At 61.5% G+C, this 16,491-nt stretch carries 12 protein-coding genes; 7 read left to right on the top strand and 5 right to left on the bottom strand.

The window, feature by feature from the left end:
* Positions 1-8: 8 nt before the first annotated feature.
* The 4 genes from BRA1253DRAFT_RS31810 to coxB all read right to left on the bottom strand — a co-directional run bounded on the left by BRA1253DRAFT_RS31810 (position 9) and on the right by coxB (position 4,131).
* Positions 9-731 (bottom strand): heme-copper oxidase subunit III family protein, encoded by a 723-nt coding sequence (locus BRA1253DRAFT_RS31810; RefSeq protein ID WP_007601156.1) that lies wholly within the window; start codon positions 729-731, stop codon positions 9-11.
* Between the two features lie 15 nt (positions 732-746).
* Positions 747-1,451: a cytochrome c oxidase subunit 3 gene (locus BRA1253DRAFT_RS31805; protein ID WP_007601155.1), complete on the bottom strand. Its 705-nt coding sequence runs from the start codon at positions 1,449-1,451 to the stop codon at positions 747-749.
* On the bottom strand, positions 1,448-3,223 hold the full coding sequence (gene ctaD / locus BRA1253DRAFT_RS31800) for a cytochrome c oxidase subunit I (RefSeq protein WP_007601154.1): 1,776 nt from the start codon (positions 3,221-3,223) through the stop codon (positions 1,448-1,450). The genes BRA1253DRAFT_RS31805 and ctaD overlap by 4 nt, the downstream gene beginning before the upstream one ends.
* 74 nt (positions 3,224-3,297) lie before the next feature.
* Positions 3,298-4,131 (bottom strand): cytochrome c oxidase subunit II, encoded by an 834-nt coding sequence (gene coxB / locus BRA1253DRAFT_RS31795; RefSeq protein WP_007601153.1) that lies wholly within the window; start codon positions 4,129-4,131, stop codon positions 3,298-3,300.
* Positions 4,132-4,661: 530 nt separating this feature from the next.
* Between coxB and BRA1253DRAFT_RS31790 the strand changes: the two genes are divergently transcribed.
* From BRA1253DRAFT_RS31790 to BRA1253DRAFT_RS46330, 4 genes are all read left to right on the top strand, one after another.
* Positions 4,662-5,558, top strand: coding sequence for a DUF2189 domain-containing protein (locus BRA1253DRAFT_RS31790; RefSeq protein ID WP_007601152.1), 897 nt, complete (start codon positions 4,662-4,664; stop codon positions 5,556-5,558).
* A 33-nt stretch (positions 5,559-5,591) separates the two neighbouring features.
* Positions 5,592-6,455 carry a complex I NDUFA9 subunit family protein gene (locus BRA1253DRAFT_RS31785; RefSeq protein ID WP_007601150.1) on the top strand — a complete coding sequence of 288 codons (864 nt, stop codon included), beginning with the start codon at positions 5,592-5,594 and terminating at the stop codon, positions 6,453-6,455.
* A gap of 35 nt (positions 6,456-6,490) precedes the next feature.
* Positions 6,491-6,850, top strand: a complete 360-nt coding sequence (locus BRA1253DRAFT_RS44685) for a DJ-1/PfpI family protein (RefSeq protein ID WP_219684596.1) — start codon at positions 6,491-6,493, stop codon at positions 6,848-6,850.
* 113 nt (positions 6,851-6,963) lie between these two features.
* Positions 6,964-7,218 carry a hypothetical protein gene (locus tag BRA1253DRAFT_RS46330; RefSeq protein WP_198288325.1) on the top strand — a complete coding sequence of 85 codons (255 nt, stop codon included), beginning with the start codon at positions 6,964-6,966 and terminating at the stop codon, positions 7,216-7,218.
* Here the strand turns inward: BRA1253DRAFT_RS46330 and BRA1253DRAFT_RS31780 are convergent.
* Positions 7,215-9,947, bottom strand: a complete 2,733-nt coding sequence (locus BRA1253DRAFT_RS31780) for a UPF0182 family protein (RefSeq protein WP_007601147.1) — start codon at positions 9,945-9,947, stop codon at positions 7,215-7,217. The genes BRA1253DRAFT_RS46330 and BRA1253DRAFT_RS31780 overlap by 4 nt on opposite strands.
* A gap of 409 nt (positions 9,948-10,356) precedes the next feature.
* Here BRA1253DRAFT_RS31780 and BRA1253DRAFT_RS31775 point away from each other — a divergent pair, with 409 nt between their 5' ends.
* The 3 genes from BRA1253DRAFT_RS31775 (at position 10,357) to BRA1253DRAFT_RS31765 (ending at position 16,476) form a co-directional block, all read left to right on the top strand.
* Positions 10,357-10,827 carry an aminoacyl-tRNA deacylase gene (locus tag BRA1253DRAFT_RS31775; protein ID WP_007601145.1) on the top strand — a complete coding sequence of 157 codons (471 nt, stop codon included), beginning with the start codon at positions 10,357-10,359 and terminating at the stop codon, positions 10,825-10,827.
* A gap of 233 nt (positions 10,828-11,060) precedes the next feature.
* Positions 11,061-11,480 (top strand): CBS domain-containing protein, encoded by a 420-nt coding sequence (locus BRA1253DRAFT_RS31770; protein ID WP_007601143.1) that lies wholly within the window; start codon positions 11,061-11,063, stop codon positions 11,478-11,480.
* Between the two features lie 169 nt (positions 11,481-11,649).
* Positions 11,650-16,476 carry an NAD-glutamate dehydrogenase gene (locus BRA1253DRAFT_RS31765; RefSeq protein WP_035994288.1) on the top strand — a complete coding sequence of 1,609 codons (4,827 nt, stop codon included), beginning with the start codon at positions 11,650-11,652 and terminating at the stop codon, positions 16,474-16,476.
* Positions 16,477-16,491: the final 15 nt, after the last annotated feature.

Here is a 16,491-nt window from a genome sequence, read left to right as displayed (position 1 = left end):
CTGCGACCTCACCAGAGATAAAAAAGTGCAAAGATGAACACCCACACGAGATCGACGAAGTGCCAGTAGAGGCCGGTGATCTCGACGATCTCGTAATGCCCTTTTCTGCTCGTAAAGAAACCGCGCCTCTCGACATCGAAGTCTCCCCGTAAAACCTTTCGCGCAATGGCGATCAGGAAAATCACGCCGATCGTCACATGGGTGCCGTGGAAGCCGGTGATCATGAAGAAGCTCGAACCAAACTGCGCCGCACCCCAGGGATTGCCCCAGGGCCGGACGCCTTCCACGATCAGCTTGGTCCATTCAAAGGCTTGCATTCCGACGAACGTTGCGCCGAATGCTGCTGTGGCCAACATCAAGCCCGCCGTCTTCACGCGGTCGCGGCGATAACCGAAGTTGACGGCCATCGCCATCGTCCCGCTGCTGCTGATCAGGATGAAGGTCATGATCGCAATCAGGATGAGCGGGATTTTCTTTTCCCCGATCGTGAGGGCGAAGACCTCGCTGGGATTGGGCCACGGCACGGTCGTGGACATTCGCGCCGTCATGTACGACAACAGGAAACAACTGAAGATGAAGGTGTCGCTGAGGAGGAAGATCCACATCATGGCCTTCCCCCAGGAAACGTTCTTGAAGGCGCGCTGATCCGAGGACCAATCGGCGGCGATGCCTCGCCAACCTGCAGGCCGCGCCGGCGGTTCTACGTTGTTTATCAGCGCCGTTTCTGCCATCTGGTCCTTGCCTCCCTAGCTCAGCAACTGGCGACAGATGTCGACGAAATTGTCTGTCCAGCCCGTCAGCAGGCCGGCCAGGACCAGCCAGACCAACAGCAGGAAGTGCCAGTAGATAGTGCAGAGTTCCACGCTCAGACGAATTTGGCTCGCCTCGGCGCCACGCAATACCTTGGCAGTCGTTCTACCGAGCGCCACCAGACCGCCCATCAGATGCAGCCCGTGCACAGCGGTGATCAGGTAGAAGAACGAATTGGCTGGATTGGACGCCAGGAAGTACCCGGCGCCACTCAGCTGGCGCCACGCCAGCAGTTGCCCGACAAGGAATGTAATGGCGGACGCTCCACCCGCGCACAGGCCGATGCTTATGCCGTCGATGTCGTCGCGACGCGCGGCCATATACGCCCATTGCAGTGCCACACTGCTCAAGAGTAGGACGCCGGTGTTGAACCACAACAGCGCTGGCACTGGCAGCGTCCGCCAGTCCACCATGTTCATGCGCATCGAGTAGGCGCTGATGAAGAGTGCGAATAGCGAGCCGACGACCGCGAGAAATACGCCCAATCCGAGCTTCGCCGCCGGCAGGGACGAGGTACTCTCCTCGCGAAGATCGACCATCACGCCTTCCTCCAGCCATGGCTTGGCTGCCAGCCGCTGTTGCGAGAGCCACCATCCCGCAATTGCGGCTATTCCAGCCATGAACAGGATGATGGCGCTCATGCGTGGGGCCCTTGCGCCGACAATCCTGCCGGCGGTTCATTTTGCGGCACGAAATCCATGGCGGCGCCGGGGACGCTGTAATCGTAGGCCCAGCGATGGACGATCGGGAGCTCCTTGCCCCAGTTGCCATGCCCCGGCGGGGTCTCTGGCGTTTGCCATTCCAGCGACGCGGCGCCCCAGGGATTGCCGCCGGCCTCTTTTCCTTTGAACAGGCTCCAGATCAGATTGAACAGGAACACGAGCTGGGCGAAGCCGACGATCAGGGCCGCGACGCTCATGAACGCATTGAGGTCATGGGCGGATGCCGGAACGAATGCCGTTTCGCCGATGTCGTGATAGCGGCGGGGCATACCCAACAGGCCCAGATAGTGCATGGGGAAGAAAATCGCATAGGCGCCGAGGAACGAGACCCAGAAGTGGAATCGTCCAAGCGCCTCATTGAGCATTCGTCCGGTGACTTTCGGGTACCAATGATAGATTCCGCCGAACACCGCCATGATCGGCGCAATACCCATCACCATGTGAAAATGAGCGACAACGAACATCGTGTCGGACAACGGAACGTCTACGACCACGTTGCCGAGAAACAGGCCAGTCAGGCCGCCGTTTACGAAGGTGACGATGAACGCCAGCGCGAACAGCATCGGGATGGTGAGATGAATGTCGCCGCGCCAAAGGGTCAGCACCCAATTGTAAACCTTGATCGCAGTCGGGATGGCGATGATGAGCGTCGTGGTGGCGAAGAAGAACCCGAAATACGGGTGCATGCCGCTCACATACATGTGGTGCGCCCACACGACGAAGCTGAGGGCGCCAATCGCGACGATCGCCCAGACCATCATGCGATAGCCGAAGATGTTCTTCCGGGCATGGACGCTGATCAGATCGGAAATGATGCCGAAGGCCGGCAAGGCGACGATGTAGACCTCGGGATGACCGAAGAACCAGAACAGATGCTGGAACAGGATCGGGCTGCCACCCCCGTATTTCGTCAGCGTGCCCATCTCGACTAGCGTCGGCATGAAGAAGCTGGTTCCCAGCAGGCGGTCGAGCAGCAACATCACCGAAGCGACGAACAGCGCCGGGAAGGCCAGCAGCGCCATGACGGTGGCCGTGAAGATGCCCCACACCGTCAAGGGTAAACGCATCAACGTCATGCCGCGCGTGCGCGCCTGCAGCACTGTCACTACGTAATTCAGCCCGCCCATGGTGAAGCCGATGATGAACAGGATCAGGGAGGCCAGCATGAGAACGATGCCCCAATCCTGCCCGGGAGTACCGGAGAGAATCGCCTGCGGCGGGTACAGCGTCCAGCCGGCGCCGGTGGGCCCGCCGGGTACGAAAAAGGTCGAGGCCAGCACCACGACCGCGAGCAGGTAGACCCAGTAGCTCAGCATGTTCACATAGGGAAACACCATGTCCCGGGCGCCGACCATCAGCGGGATAAGGTAGTTGCCGAAGCCACCAAGGAACAGCGCGGTGAGAAGATAGATCACCATGATCATGCCGTGCATGGTGATAAACTGGAGATATTGGTTCGGATCGATGAACGAAAACGTGCCGGGGAATCCGAGTTGCAGCCGCATCAGCCATGACAGCACCAGCGCAACCATCCCAATGGACATCGCCGTGATCGAGTACTGGATGGCGATGACCTTGGCGTCCTGCGAAAAGACGTATCTCGTCCACCAGCTTCTCGGATGATAGAGCTCGACCTCGCCCACTTCGGCGGGCGGGACGCCTGCGACTGTGTCAAACGGGACATCGACCATCGGAATCCCCTCCTTGGTCTCTCTCTTCAACGAAGAGTTCGCCCTCTGCTATGCGGCGCTCCTCGCCGATGTTTTCATTCGCTCTCTCTCGTGTAAGCCGCTTTCGCGACATCCCGCTGCCCGGAAAGCTCGGCGAACGTCCGCTGCTTGTCCAGCCACGCGTGATAGTCTTTCTCTTCCTCTACGACGACCTTGCTCCGCATCTGCGCGTGCGCGGCACCGCAGAGTTCCGCGCAGAGAACCTCGAATGTTCCGGTGCGCGTGGGCGTGAACCAGTAATATGTGACCGAGCCCGGTATCATATCCATCTTCGCCCGAAACTCGGGCACATAGAAATCATGCAGGACGTCAATCGAGCGGAGCAACACCTTCACCGGTTTCCCGAGCGGCAGGTGCAAGTCGTCATTTTGAATGACGACATCGTCTTGGCCGGCGGGATCGTCGGGATTCAACCCCATGGGATTTTCGGCACTGACATAGCGGGCATCCGAAGTCCCGAGCCGGCCGTCCTTTCCGGGAAGCCGATAGCTCCATTGCCATTGCTGTCCCATGACCTCGACCTCGGTCGCATTGGCCGGCACTGTGACGAACTGGTGCCAGACGACCAGGCCGGGTGCCAGCATGGCTGCGACGCCGATTGCAGTACCGACGCTGAGCCACCATTCGAGCTTCTTGTTTTCGGGATTGTAGGCTGCGCGCCTTCCCTCCGTGTGTCGAAAGCGGAAGACGCAATAGGCCATGAACGCGACGACCGCGAAGAAAACCGCCCCGGTTATCCAGAATGTCAGGGTGATCGTGTCGTCGATGTAGCGCCAGTTTGAGGCGAGCGGCGTCCACCACCACGGGCTGAAAATGTGAAACAGCACCGAGGCGATTGCGACCAACAGCAGAATGATTGCTACAGCCATCCCTCATGCATCCTTGCCGCTAAAGGCTGCGGATACGAACCAGAGGGCGGAGCTCACGTCTGCTGCGATGGCGGAATCACATCCGCCGCCGTCATGCCTCTTGCCTCGCCCATTCAACCGGTCGCGACGCCGAGTGCACGTTACGACCGCACAAGTCTCAACGGAGCTGGGGGCGTTGGATTCAACATGGTACGCGTCGAGCCGGGCGTCAATAGTGGAGTGTGTCGCACCGCGAGGTCTCCGGCATCATTTCAAGCCGGCGGTGGAGGCCGGCAGCGATCGCTTGGTGACGCAACGCAACAAAACGAACTGTGCAGATGCACAATTCACCCAGCCGCAAGCGCTGTCTTGTTTCTTCCACCCATCGCGCTAAGCTGGGTGCACCGGTCGCGACGGGTGTCGTCCGGCAAAGCTCCTTCTCGTTGAATCTGGTTTGCCGGGCTCAATCGCGATTTTCGCGCATGAGGCGAATGTGCGCGACTTGAAGGCGCGCCATTTCCCCTGCGATCAGAAGCAAGGAGACCGGCGCCATGACCACCGTATTCGCAAGACCCAGACTGCAAGTGTTTGGCGTCTCCACCCCGTTTGTCGTACGCAAGATCAGCCTTTCCGATTTGGGCAACGCGTTGCGACTGGGCTGGGAAGACTTCAACGCCATCCCATCTCACGCCATCGTCCTCTGCGTGATTTATCCCGTCCTCGGAATTGTCCTATTTAGACTTGTCATCGGCTATTCGGTGCTGCCGCTGCTGTTTCCGCTGGCTGCGGGCTTTACGCTGATCGGTCCCTTTGCCGCGCTCGGCCTGTACGAGCTCAGCCGCCGCCGCGAGCGCGGAGAGGAAGCAGCGGCTTGGGATGCCATGCAGGTGCTGCGCGCACCGTCTTTCGGCGCCATGCTCGAACTCGGCATCCTCCTGCTGGTTCTGTTCGGGGTGTGGATCGGCGCCGCTAACGCGATCTACGTTGCAACCTTTGGCCACGCCCCGGCTGCAAGCATCCCTGACTTCGCAACGCGTGTTTTGACGACGCCGGAAGGATGGTCGCTTATCATCGTCGGCTGTGGCGTCGGCTTCCTGTTCGCCGTCGTGGCCCTGTGCGTCAGTGTCGTGTCGTTTCCGCTGATGCTCGACCGGCATGCGACTGCGATCGACGCAATCCGGACGTCGCTGCGGGCCGTGAGGGAAAATCCAATTGAGATGGCGGTATGGGGTCTGGTTGTTGCGGCACTGCTGGCGATCGGTTCGCTACCGTTCTTCGTCGGTCTCGCCGTCGTTCTGCCGGTGCTCGGTCATGCCACCTGGCATCTTTATCGGAAGGTCATCGAGCCTGACCCGAACCCGCCGGAAGAACAGCCGCGCCCGCCGATTGGTCACCGCTATGCGGCGGATTTCCCGGCCTCACTCTTCCCGTGGAGCCGCGAACGCTAGCCGGAGGCAGCAACGAACGGTCGCACCATCACTGTGTTCGGCGGAACCGGCTTTCTCGGCAGCCGCATCGCTCGCCATCTGTGCAGTCATAAATTTCCCGTCCGGATCGCGTCACGGCATCCGGACGTGCAACTTCAATCCGTAGCGGCCAACGTTCATGACGAGCGATCCGTCGCGAATGCGTTGGTCGGCGCCTACGGCGCCGTGAACGCGGTCAGCCTTTATCGCGAGCGCGGAGGGGAGACATTTCACTCTGTTCACGTCGAGGCGGCCCAAATTGTAGCAGCCCAGGCCCGCCGGGCGGGAGTCGAGCGGCTTGTTCACGTTTCGGGGATCGGGGCCGACGCCGCCTCGCCATCCCTCTACATCAGAAAGCGCGGTGAAGGTGAACGGGCGGTCCGCGCGGAATTCGCCGGTGCGTTTATCGTCCGCCCAGCTGTGATGTTCGGACCGGATGACGCGTTTCTCGGCACCGTCCTCAAGCTCCTTCGTCGGCTTCCGATCTATCCAATGTTCGGCCGCGGCCGCACCAGATTGCAACCGGCCCATGTCGAAGATGTTGCGGAGGCGGTTGTCCGAATCATCGAGCGAGCCGAGCCCCACCCGACGGTCTTTGAGTTCGGCGGCCCGACCCGCTATTCCTACGAGCAACTGCTCAGAGCGATCGCGCAACAGGCTGGCCTCTCGCCACGCCTGATTCCAATCCCGTTTGCCGTTTGGCACGCGCTGGCCTGGGCCTCCGAGATACTCCCTGGCCTGCCCCTTACGCGTAACCAAGTGGAGCTGATGCGGATCGACTCGGTGTCATCACCGGAGATGTCTGGATTTGCCGAGCTTGGCATCTCGCCACATTCGATCGAGGAAATCCTTCAGGGGATGCTATCGAATCGAAGATGAGAGAAGCGTCCCGGCTAATCCAGCTTTAACGGCGCGTGGCGCGCGTCTGCACGGGCGCATTCACGCTCGCGGCAGCTGGGCTGTTGGATGGACGTCGAGCGACGACGCACTGGCGATTTGCGGCTCGCCTTCAGCGAGACTATCCATCCATCCGGGTCGAGGCGGATCGCATCTACTGTCGGGACGCCAACATATCAACTTCGGCAGGCACTACGGCCGGAATCGATCTCGCGCTGGCCTTGATCGAGGAGGACCATGGTTTCGCCATCGCCAAGTGCGTTGCACAGCACCTCGTCGTCTACCATCGTCGCTATGGCGGACATCACAATTCGCAGCCTCGGTCGATCTGGCACCCGAGAACGACCGTATTGCGCTGCCCTCGGCTATGCCTGTGATCACATATTCGAAGCACTGACACTCGAGCATCTGGCGGAAGCGGCCGGCATGAGCCGCCGCCAGTTCGGCCGGCCGCGCATTCCGGGCGCGGACCGGCGCCACACCCGCGCGCATGGTTGAACGCCTCCGCGCCGATCTGGCGCGAGGCCACATAGAGACAACTGCAGAACCGGTCGAACGCGTCGCGGAGGCGGTCGACTTCGGTGATGCGGAAAACATGAGACGGGCACGTGTTTGGGAAAATGGCGCGCCACCCAGAACAAAACTGCGAACTCTTATGCGATTGAAATCACGCCATGATTTCGAGCAGAGCCCAAGCGCGGCGTCGCGTTCGTCATTTCCGGCGCCAAAGGAGCCGCGGCGCTAATGGCCCGTGGAGTGCCGGCTCATGTCCTCCAGAAGCTCGCGCATCGCGTCGAACCGCGTGCCAAAGCCTTTCCAGTCGCCGGACTTCAATCGTTCAACGGCCTGATTGTAGCGATCGAGCGCCTCCCGGGCCTGACTTGCCGACGGGCGTGTGACAAGCATTTCCTCCTTCGAGCTAGACACCGGCCGCATCGCGCCAGGCTCGATGAACAGCGCTGACAAGGCCTCGTCGAGCGTCTCCTTCATCACCACATGTTCACCGTAGGCTGCGATCACGCGTTTCAGCTCAGGCAGGTGTCCTTGCTGTGCCCGCAGATAGAGCGGCGATACGTAAAGGATCGAGTTCTCGATCGGAATCGCAAGCAAATTGGCACCGCGGATCACCCGCGAGCCCATCTGATTCCACAGCGTGAGCTGTTGCGAGATCTCCGTATTCTGATTGATCCGCGCCTCGATCTGGAACGGTCCGTAGACGAGCTTCTCCTTGGGGAATTCGTAGACAATCAATTTGCCATAGTCGGGCGCGTCGCAGCGCGCGGCGAGCCACGCGATCATGTTGTCGCGGCGGCTCGGTACCATGGGAAGCATGAGGAAAAATTCGGCCTGCGGTTCGCCGGGCAAGCGCATGATGATGTAATAGGGTGTCATCGTCGAGATGCCGTCGCCGCCCGGCTGGCGCGGGAATTGCCAGAGATCCTCGCGGTTGTAAAAAACGTCGGCCGCCTCCATGTGGTAGGCTTGGTACAGTCGGGCCTGAATCATGAACAGGTCTTCCGGATAGCGAACGTGCTTACGTAAGTCCGGCGGCATCGTCGTGAACGGCTTGAACAAGTTCGGAAAGATGCGCTGGTAGGTCGCTGCAATCGGGTCGCCTGAATCAATAAGGTAGAAGTCGACAGTCCCATTATAAGCATCAATGACAACCTTCACCGAATTGCGAATGTAGTTGAGATCGAGCCCCTGTGCGGGCTCTGCATACGGGAAATAGGCGTTCGTCGTGTAGGCGTCCTGCATCCAGAACATGCGCCCACTGCTGACGACCAGATAAGGATCATGATCGAGCCTGAGGAAGGGCGCGATCGTGCTCACCCGCTCCTTGATATTGCGCCGGATCATGATCCGGCTGTCGATCGTAATGTAGCCTGAGAGAAGCAGGTTCGGATCGTTGAAATAGTAAGCAAACAGCATTCGCGTGGCCATTGCCCCGATCGAGATGCCACCGGTGCCGCCATAGGCCGCATAGGCGTTCTCTTTCCCCTTCGGATAATCGAACTCCGGGATGCTGCTCTTGACGACGACGTAGTCGTCGGTCTGCTCGCCGAAGTAGATGCGCGGCTCGTCGATCCTGGGGCCGACGTCTGCGACAGGAGGAATATTCCGCAGATAGAAGATCGGCAGTCCTTCGGCGCTCTTGCGTGTGACCGGACTCATCACCGCGCCATTGCCGTGGGTGAACAGCACGTGGCGATTGACCCAAGTCTGGGCGTTCGGCGGCAGCAGGGAGGACCGCAGTTCGCGGGCCGAGAGCATCACGCTCTGGTAGGAGCCATCGAGCCAGTAACGATCGACGTCGAGGTCATGGAATTTGTAGTAGGTGCGGATTTCCTGCAGTTGCGCGTAGGTATCCGACAGCGGCAGCCAGTCCCACAGCCTGATATTTTCAATTGTCGCCTTGTTGGCTTCGAGCGCCCCGGGGGTAAGCTTCTGCTCGGCGGTAAACGGCCTGGCTGCGATCTGATCGAGATTGTATGCCTGCCGGGTGAGCGCGATGTTGTGTTCAATGTAGGGCTTCTCCAGCTCCAACTCGCTTGGTTTGACGAAGAACTGCCGGAACAGCCCAGGGACGACGCCGGACAGCACGAACGTACCGGCGCTGACGAGCACAATCGCCACGGCCGGAAGCCGGTAGGTGCGAACCCGGATGTTCGCCCAGGCGGTAAGCGCCGCGATGATCGAAAGTCCGATCATTAGCCACAACGCCGGCAGCCCCACATGCACGTCGGTGTAACTTGCGCCGACGACGACGCTATTGTCGCCGTAGAGCAGCAGATAGCAGTCGAGAACACAGGACCAGGCTTTTACCGCGAAGAGAAAACCAAGCAGAGCGGAACCATGAGCGATCGCTGTCGGCGATATTGATCGACGGTGAACGTCGTATTCGATGTCGCCGTGCACCCAGTAGATCGCCGCGGCGAAAAGCCCGCTCAGAACGAGCGCGAGGATCATCCAGTTCTTGATGAGGATATAGGCGGGCAGTGAGAAGAGGTAGAAGCCGATGTCCTTGTTGTAGAGCGGATCGTCTGCGCCGTAGGGCACCTGATAGACAAATCGCAGGAAGACGCCCCAGTTGCCGGCCTGGGCTGCCGCAACAAGAAGAGCGAGCAAAGCCGCAACGCCTGTGATCAACCAGGGCCACGACAATCGATCGCGCGCAAGCACAAGCAGATCCGGCGGCGCGTTGCCCGCGGCGCTCCACGACGGAGCGGCGACGAACTGCGTCGGCCGCTGTCGGGCAGAGCGTAGCGCGAGCCATCCGTTCAGCCAGAGGATGACGGTGGTTCCGATCCAGACTGCAAGAAAGACGACGGCTTCGGCGCCGATTGTGGTCCAAAAGACCTGGAGATAACCGATCGAGGCAAACCACAGCCAGCCGACCAGGAGGTCGCTCGCGAGCGCAAGCAGGACGAGGCAAATCCCAATGACGACGGCCGCAACAATCAACCCGACCATGGCACTTTGCCTCGGTATCTTGCCTCCGGGTCCAGTAATCCCGATCGTCATGGTTTCATTATAGCGGAAATGAGAGACGCCCGCCCGCCCGATTCGGGATTAGCGCCTCGAGGCGACGACAGGGCTGCCAGAACCTGCATCGCCGCCATCGCGGCAGCGCAAAGGGGCGAGGTCGGCTGAAGCAGCCGGCGCTGCCAGTCGGTCGTCAGGCAACATGGCGCTCTCGAAGCCGCGCCGCACCGCATCATATCGTGAAATAGCGCAACTTGGTTCGCCACCCTGTATAAAATTGCGAACCCGTATATAATTGCGGATGGAAGACCCGTGTTGGGTCTATAGGCAGCCGCCCATCCTATGGCGAGAGTCTGCCGGGGGTGGATGGTTTGCATCCTGCATCGGAGGTGATGTCATGGCCATTGCTCCCACGCTCCAGAAATACCTGGCCGCTGAAAACATCCAATACGAGCTGATCCCGCACGAACTCAGCATGACGTCCACGCGAACGGCTGAGACCTGCCATATCTCGGGCGACCGCCTCGCCAAAGGCATCGTGTTGCGGCGCAACGGCGAATACATGCTGGCCATCTTGCCCGCATCGCATCACCTTCGCCTGTCGGACCTGAGGACAAGTCTCGGCGACAATGTCCACATGGCCGATGCAAGCGAGATCAATCGGCTGTTCAGTGACTGTGCACACGGTGCCGTTCCTGCCGTCGGCAAATGCTACGGGTTGGATATCATCGTCGACGACAGCATCGAGGCACAGCCGGACATCTATATGGAAGCCGGCGATCATGAGACGCTGCTTCATATGGGTCACGCGCAGTTTGCGCGCCTGACGAGCAACGCACCGCACGGGCGTTTTAGCGCGCACGACTGAGGAATTTGCGCACCGCCCAATGCCTTTGCAATCCTGGGCGGGAACGCGGTTCGCGACGTCGCTGTTAAATCGTTGGGAAGGGTGACGGCGACAGCGTCGGCGTTTGTCTGCCGGATCGCCAAGGAGTGATGCTTTCTCCTGCGACACCGCACCCGATCGGTTGTACAGTTCAGAAAATGGGGGCGCTGCTGCATTGCATCAACGCACCTGAAACCCAGGAACGGAGACTCGCCATGAAGGTCAAAGACGTGATGCACAAGGGTGTCGACTGGGTCAGCCCTGACACCCCTATCACCGAACTTGCCAAATTAATGCGGGCGCACGACATCGGCTGCATTCCGGTTGGCGAGGACGACAAGCTGGTCGGGATGGTGACCGACCGCGACATCGTCTGCAAAGGGCTCGCAAGCCACAACTTCGATGCCGGCCGCGCGACAGCGCGCGATGTGATGACCGAAGGCATCCATTGCTGCCGGGAGGACGATGACCTCGCGAAGGCGATGCATCATATGGAGAAGCTGCAGGTCCGCAGGCTGCCGGTGATCAACAAGAGCAAGCGGATGGTCGGCATCATCAGTCTGGGTGACGCCAGCCATTCCGCGTCCGGTGATGTGCTGACCGACACCGTCAGGAGTGTTGCGGCGCATCACTGAAGTAGGGCCAGGGCCCCTCTCGCGATCACCGCTCGGTCCGACGTTGAGCTGAGCCCGAGCCATGCGTTTAACAAGGACCCATCGCCCGGCGCGAAAGCGGCGGCCCGACGTGCTCTACTTTGCGTCGGTGTGACCGCAAAATGATAATAATGCGGACACGGCGCGGCAAATGGAGGACGCGATGGCGTGGCGTGACGACAAGGCCCGCGCAACCCTGATCCGCGACGCAGCAGGCAGCGTGCCGCCGGGAAAGAGCTCCCGGGCCTTTGCCGAGCCTCTGTTCGGCTACAGCAATATCGAGGATCTCGACAATTACGATGCCGCCTCGCTCGCCCTCCTGGCGGAGCACGCCTGGGAGCATGTACAGCGGCGCACGTCGGGCTGCGCCGATATCCGCGTGGTCAATCCGACGTTGCCGAACGGGCGCGAGATTTCCGTGCTCGAGATTCTCAACGACAACATGCCTTTCCTGTACGACTCCACGATGGCAGAGCTCGCCGAGCAGGGTATCGAAGTCACACTCGTCGCCCACCCGATCATCGCAGTGGAGCGCGATGCTGAGGGCAAGCTGCTGCGCTTCTACGGCGAAGCACTGCCAGAGGGAGCAAGGGGCGCACGCGAAAGCCTGATTCACCTCCATATCACCCGCCTGGACGCCGACGCCGATCGCCAGAAGCTGATCGACGGACTCGCCAGGGCGTTGAACAACGTCCGCGCCTGCGTCACCGACTGGCGCGCCATGCGTGACCGCGTCGAGGAAGCGATCAAGACGTTCTCTTCCAATCCGCCGCCGCTGCCGATCGACGAGGTCGCCGAAGCCAACCAGTTCCTGCAATGGCTCTGCGCGGACAATTTCACTTTCCTCGGCGTGCGCGAATATCGCTTCTCGCCCGACAGCGATGCGTCGGACGACATCACGACCGGCGAAGGCCTCGGCATCCTCCGCGATCCGGATACGAAGGTCCTGCGACGCGGCAACGAAATGGTGGTGATGACATCGGAAATTCGCGAGTTCATGCACGAGCCGACGCTGCTGATCGTCATCAAGGCCAATGTCTCAAGCCTCGTCCATCGCCGCATCCGGATGGATTATGTCGGCATCAAGCTCTATGCACCCGACGGCCGGCTCGAGGGCGAATTGCGCGTCGTCGGCCTGTTTACATCAGGGGCCTATACCCGCTCGGTGCGGCAGATCCCTTATGTGCGCCACAAGGTTTCGCGGGTGCTGCAGCGCGCCGGCTTCGACCCGAACGGCCATTCGGGCAAGGCGCTCATGCATATCCTCGAAGATTATCCGCGTGACGAGCTGTTCCAGATCGACGTCGACTCGCTCTACAATTTCGTCATCGAGGTCCTGATCCTCTACGAGCGCCCACGCGTCCGGGCGCTAGCGCGCGTAGACAAGTTCGATCGCTTCGTCTCCATCCTCACCTTCATTCCGCGCGACAAATACGACACCGACGTCCGCACGCGCGTCGGAGCCTTCCTGTCGCAGGTCTACAAGGGGACCCTGTCGGCTTCCTACGTATCGTTCCCTGAAGGCGCGCTTGCGCGCGTCCACTTCATCATCGGGCGCTATGAAGGCAAGACGCCCGTCGTCGAGCGCGCCACGCTCGAAGCCGGGATCAGCGCCATTGCCGCGACCTGGGCCGACAAGCTGAAAGCCGCGCTCACCGCGTCGACCGACGGCATGCGGGCGCGCATGCTCGCCAACCGCTATGCCCAATCCTTTAGCGGCGGTTATACCGAGGTTTTCACAGCGGAGCAGGCCATCGCCGATATCGCGACCATCGAAAGGCTGACCCCAGCCCGCCCGGTGACGATTTCGGTGCACCGGGACAAGGGCGAGGACGATCCCAGGCGCTTCGGGCTGAAGGTGTTCTCCGACGCCGCACCGCTATCGCTATCCTATCGCGTACCGGTGATCGAAAACCACGGCCTGCGCGTGGTCAACGAACGCACTTATCAGATCGTGCCCGGTAACAGGCCCGAGCCGGTCTGGCTGCACGACATGACGATCGAGACCAGCGACGGCGAGCCGATCGAGATCAGCCCGGACTTCAGCCATCGCCTGGAAGCCTCGATCATGGCGGTGGTCGCTGATCGCGCCGAATCCGACGGATACAACGCCCTGATACTGCGCACGCCCCTCGGCTGGCGGGAAGTCTCGACCATCCGGGCACTGTCGCGCTATTTGCACCAGATCCGCGCCCCCTTCACCCAGGACTATATGTGGGAGACCTTGCGCAAGAACGCCGGGATCACAGCCAACCTCGTCGCGCTGTTCCAGTCCCGCTGCGATCCGCGCCTTGACCTTACCGATCGCGAGCGTTCGGCGCGCGAGACAACTCTCCTTGCCGAGATCGAGGAGCAGCTCAAATCCGTCACCTCGCTCGACGAAGACCGCATCCTGCGCCGTTTCACCAATCTGGTGCAGTCGACCATCCGCACCAATCTGTGGCAGATCGGCGAGGATGGGCATCCGCGTCCGGTAATCTCCTTCAAGTTCGACGCGCGGCGGATCGACGATTTGCCGGCGCCGCGACCTCTCTACGAGATCTTCGTCTATTCGCCTCGTGTCGAAGGCATTCACCTGCGCTTCGGCAAGGTTGCGCGCGGTGGCTTGCGCTGGTCCGATCGGCCGCAGGATTTCCGCACCGAGATCCTCGGCCTGGTCAAGGCCCAGCAGGTCAAGAACGCCGTGATCGTGCCGGTCGGCGCCAAGGGCGGCTTCGTGCCCAAGCGCCTGCCGCCGCCTTCCAATCGCGACGCCTGGCTCGCGGAGGGCACCGAAGCCTATCGCATCTTCGTTCGCTCGCTGCTCGAACTCACCGACAATCTCGACGGCGACATCATCGTGCCGCCCGGTTCGACCGTGCGGCATGACGGCGACGACCCCTATCTGGTCGTCGCCGCCGACAAAGGCACCGCGACCTTCTCCGACATCGCCAATGCGATTTCGGCCGAAAAGAACCATTGGCTCGGCGATGCCTTCGCCTCCGGCGGCAGCCAGGGCTACGACCACAAGAAGATGGGGATCACAGCGCGCGGCGCTTGGGAAGCGGTCAAGCGCCACTTCCGCGAGCTCGGCACCGATATTCAGACCATGCCTTTCACCGTGGTCGGCGTCGGCGACATGTCCGGCGATGTCTTCGGCAATGGCATGCTGCTCTCGCCGGCGACAAAGCTCGTGGCGGCTTTCGACCACCGCGACATCTTCATCGATCCCTCCCCCGATCCGACGATCAGCTTCGCCGAACGCAAGCGCCTGTTCGACCTGACGCGATCAAGCTGGCAGGACTACAACAAGTCGCTGATCTCGCAAGGCGGCGGCGTGTTCTCGCGCACGCTCAAGGCGGTCCCGCTCGCACCGGAAGTGCGGAGCCTGCTCGATCTCGACAAGCCGCAGGCTACGCCGTTCGAGGTGATGACCGCGATCCTGAAAGCGCGCGCCGACCTTCTATGGTTTGGCGGCATCGGCACCTATATACGCGCATCGGGAGAGAGCGACGATCAGGCCGGTGACCGCGCCAACGATCCGATCCGCATCGCGGGCGCCGATGTTCGCGCCCGGGTGATCGGCGAAGGCGCCAATCTCGGCGTCACCCAGCGCGGCCGCATCGAAGCGGCGCAGAAGGGCGTCAAGCTCAACACCGACGCCATCGACAACTCGGCCGGTGTGAACACGTCCGACCTCGAGGTCAATATCAAGATCGCGCTGGCGCGCCCCGAACGCGAGGGACGCCTCAGCCCCGCCGACCGCAACAGCCTGCTAGCTACGATGACCGACGAGGTCGGCACGCTGGTGCTGCGCAACAACTACCTGCAGACGCTGGCGCTCTCGCTCGCCGAGCGCAAAGGCGTGGCCGAGACCGGCTTCCTCACCCGCCTGATGCAGTCGCTCGAGCAGCGCGGTTTGCTGAGCCGCTCCGTCGAGTTCTTGCCGGACGACGCAGCGCTCACCGAGCGCACGCGGCGCGGCCAAGCCCTGACACGGCCGGAGCTTGCCGTATTGCTCGCCTACGCCAAGCTGACGCTCTACGAGGACCTGCTCCTCACCAGCGTGCCGGACGATCCTTATCTCGCCCGCAGACTGACCCTTTACTTCCCGCGCGAGGTTCCCGACAAGTTCCCGAGCGCGGTCGAGCTCCATCGTCTCCGACGCGAGATCATCGCAACCAGTCTCGTCAATGCCGTGATCAACCGCGGGGGCCCGGCCTGCGTCGTGCGCCTGACCGACGAGACCGACGCCGATATCTGGACCATCGTCATGGCGCAGGTGGCGGTGGACGCGATCTACGAGCTCAGGCGGCTCAATGACGAGATCGACGCGCTCGACACACGTATCGACGGGCAGTTGCAGCTCAGCCTCTACGCGGCGATCCAGGACCTCCTGCTCTCCCGCATGGTCTGGTACGTGCGCAATGTCGATTTCAAGGACGGGCTGGAGGCCGTTGTCGCGCGCTTCGGCCAAGCTATCCGCCAGATCGTCGCCGGGCTCGACACCACCCTGCCGACGGACTTGCAGCCCGCACGTGCCAAGCGTCGGCAGGACCTGACTGATGCCGGCGTCCCGGCCGGCCTCGCCTGCGAACTCGCCGATCTCGACTTCCTGGTCTCGGCACCGGATATCGTGACCGTGGCGGAGCGCACCAGCCGCAGCATCAGCGATGCCGCCGCGACATTCTTTGCCGCCGAGGCGAATTTCCGGCTCGACCGGATCATTGCCGCCGCGCGCAGCGTGCTGGCAAACGATTATTTCGAACGTATGGCCATCGATCGCGCCGTTGAGCAGATCGCTTGCGCCGAAAGAAGACTGGCAGCGCATATGCTGGCAACCGGCCAGTCCGGCCAGCAGGCCGTCGAGACCTGGCTCGCGGCTCACCCCGAAGCGACGCGCATCCGCCGCTCGGTCGAGGAAATTGCCGCCACCGGACTGACGCTCGCCAAGCTGACTGTGGCCGCGAACTTGCTGGGGGATCTGGTCAAAGCCTGAGGGCGTGCGAGGCAG

Source organism: Bradyrhizobium sp. WSM1253 (assembly GCF_000244935.1).
GTDB lineage: Bacteria > Pseudomonadota > Alphaproteobacteria > Rhizobiales > Xanthobacteraceae > Bradyrhizobium > Bradyrhizobium canariense.
This window is presented reverse-complemented; position numbering and strand designations above follow the sequence as displayed.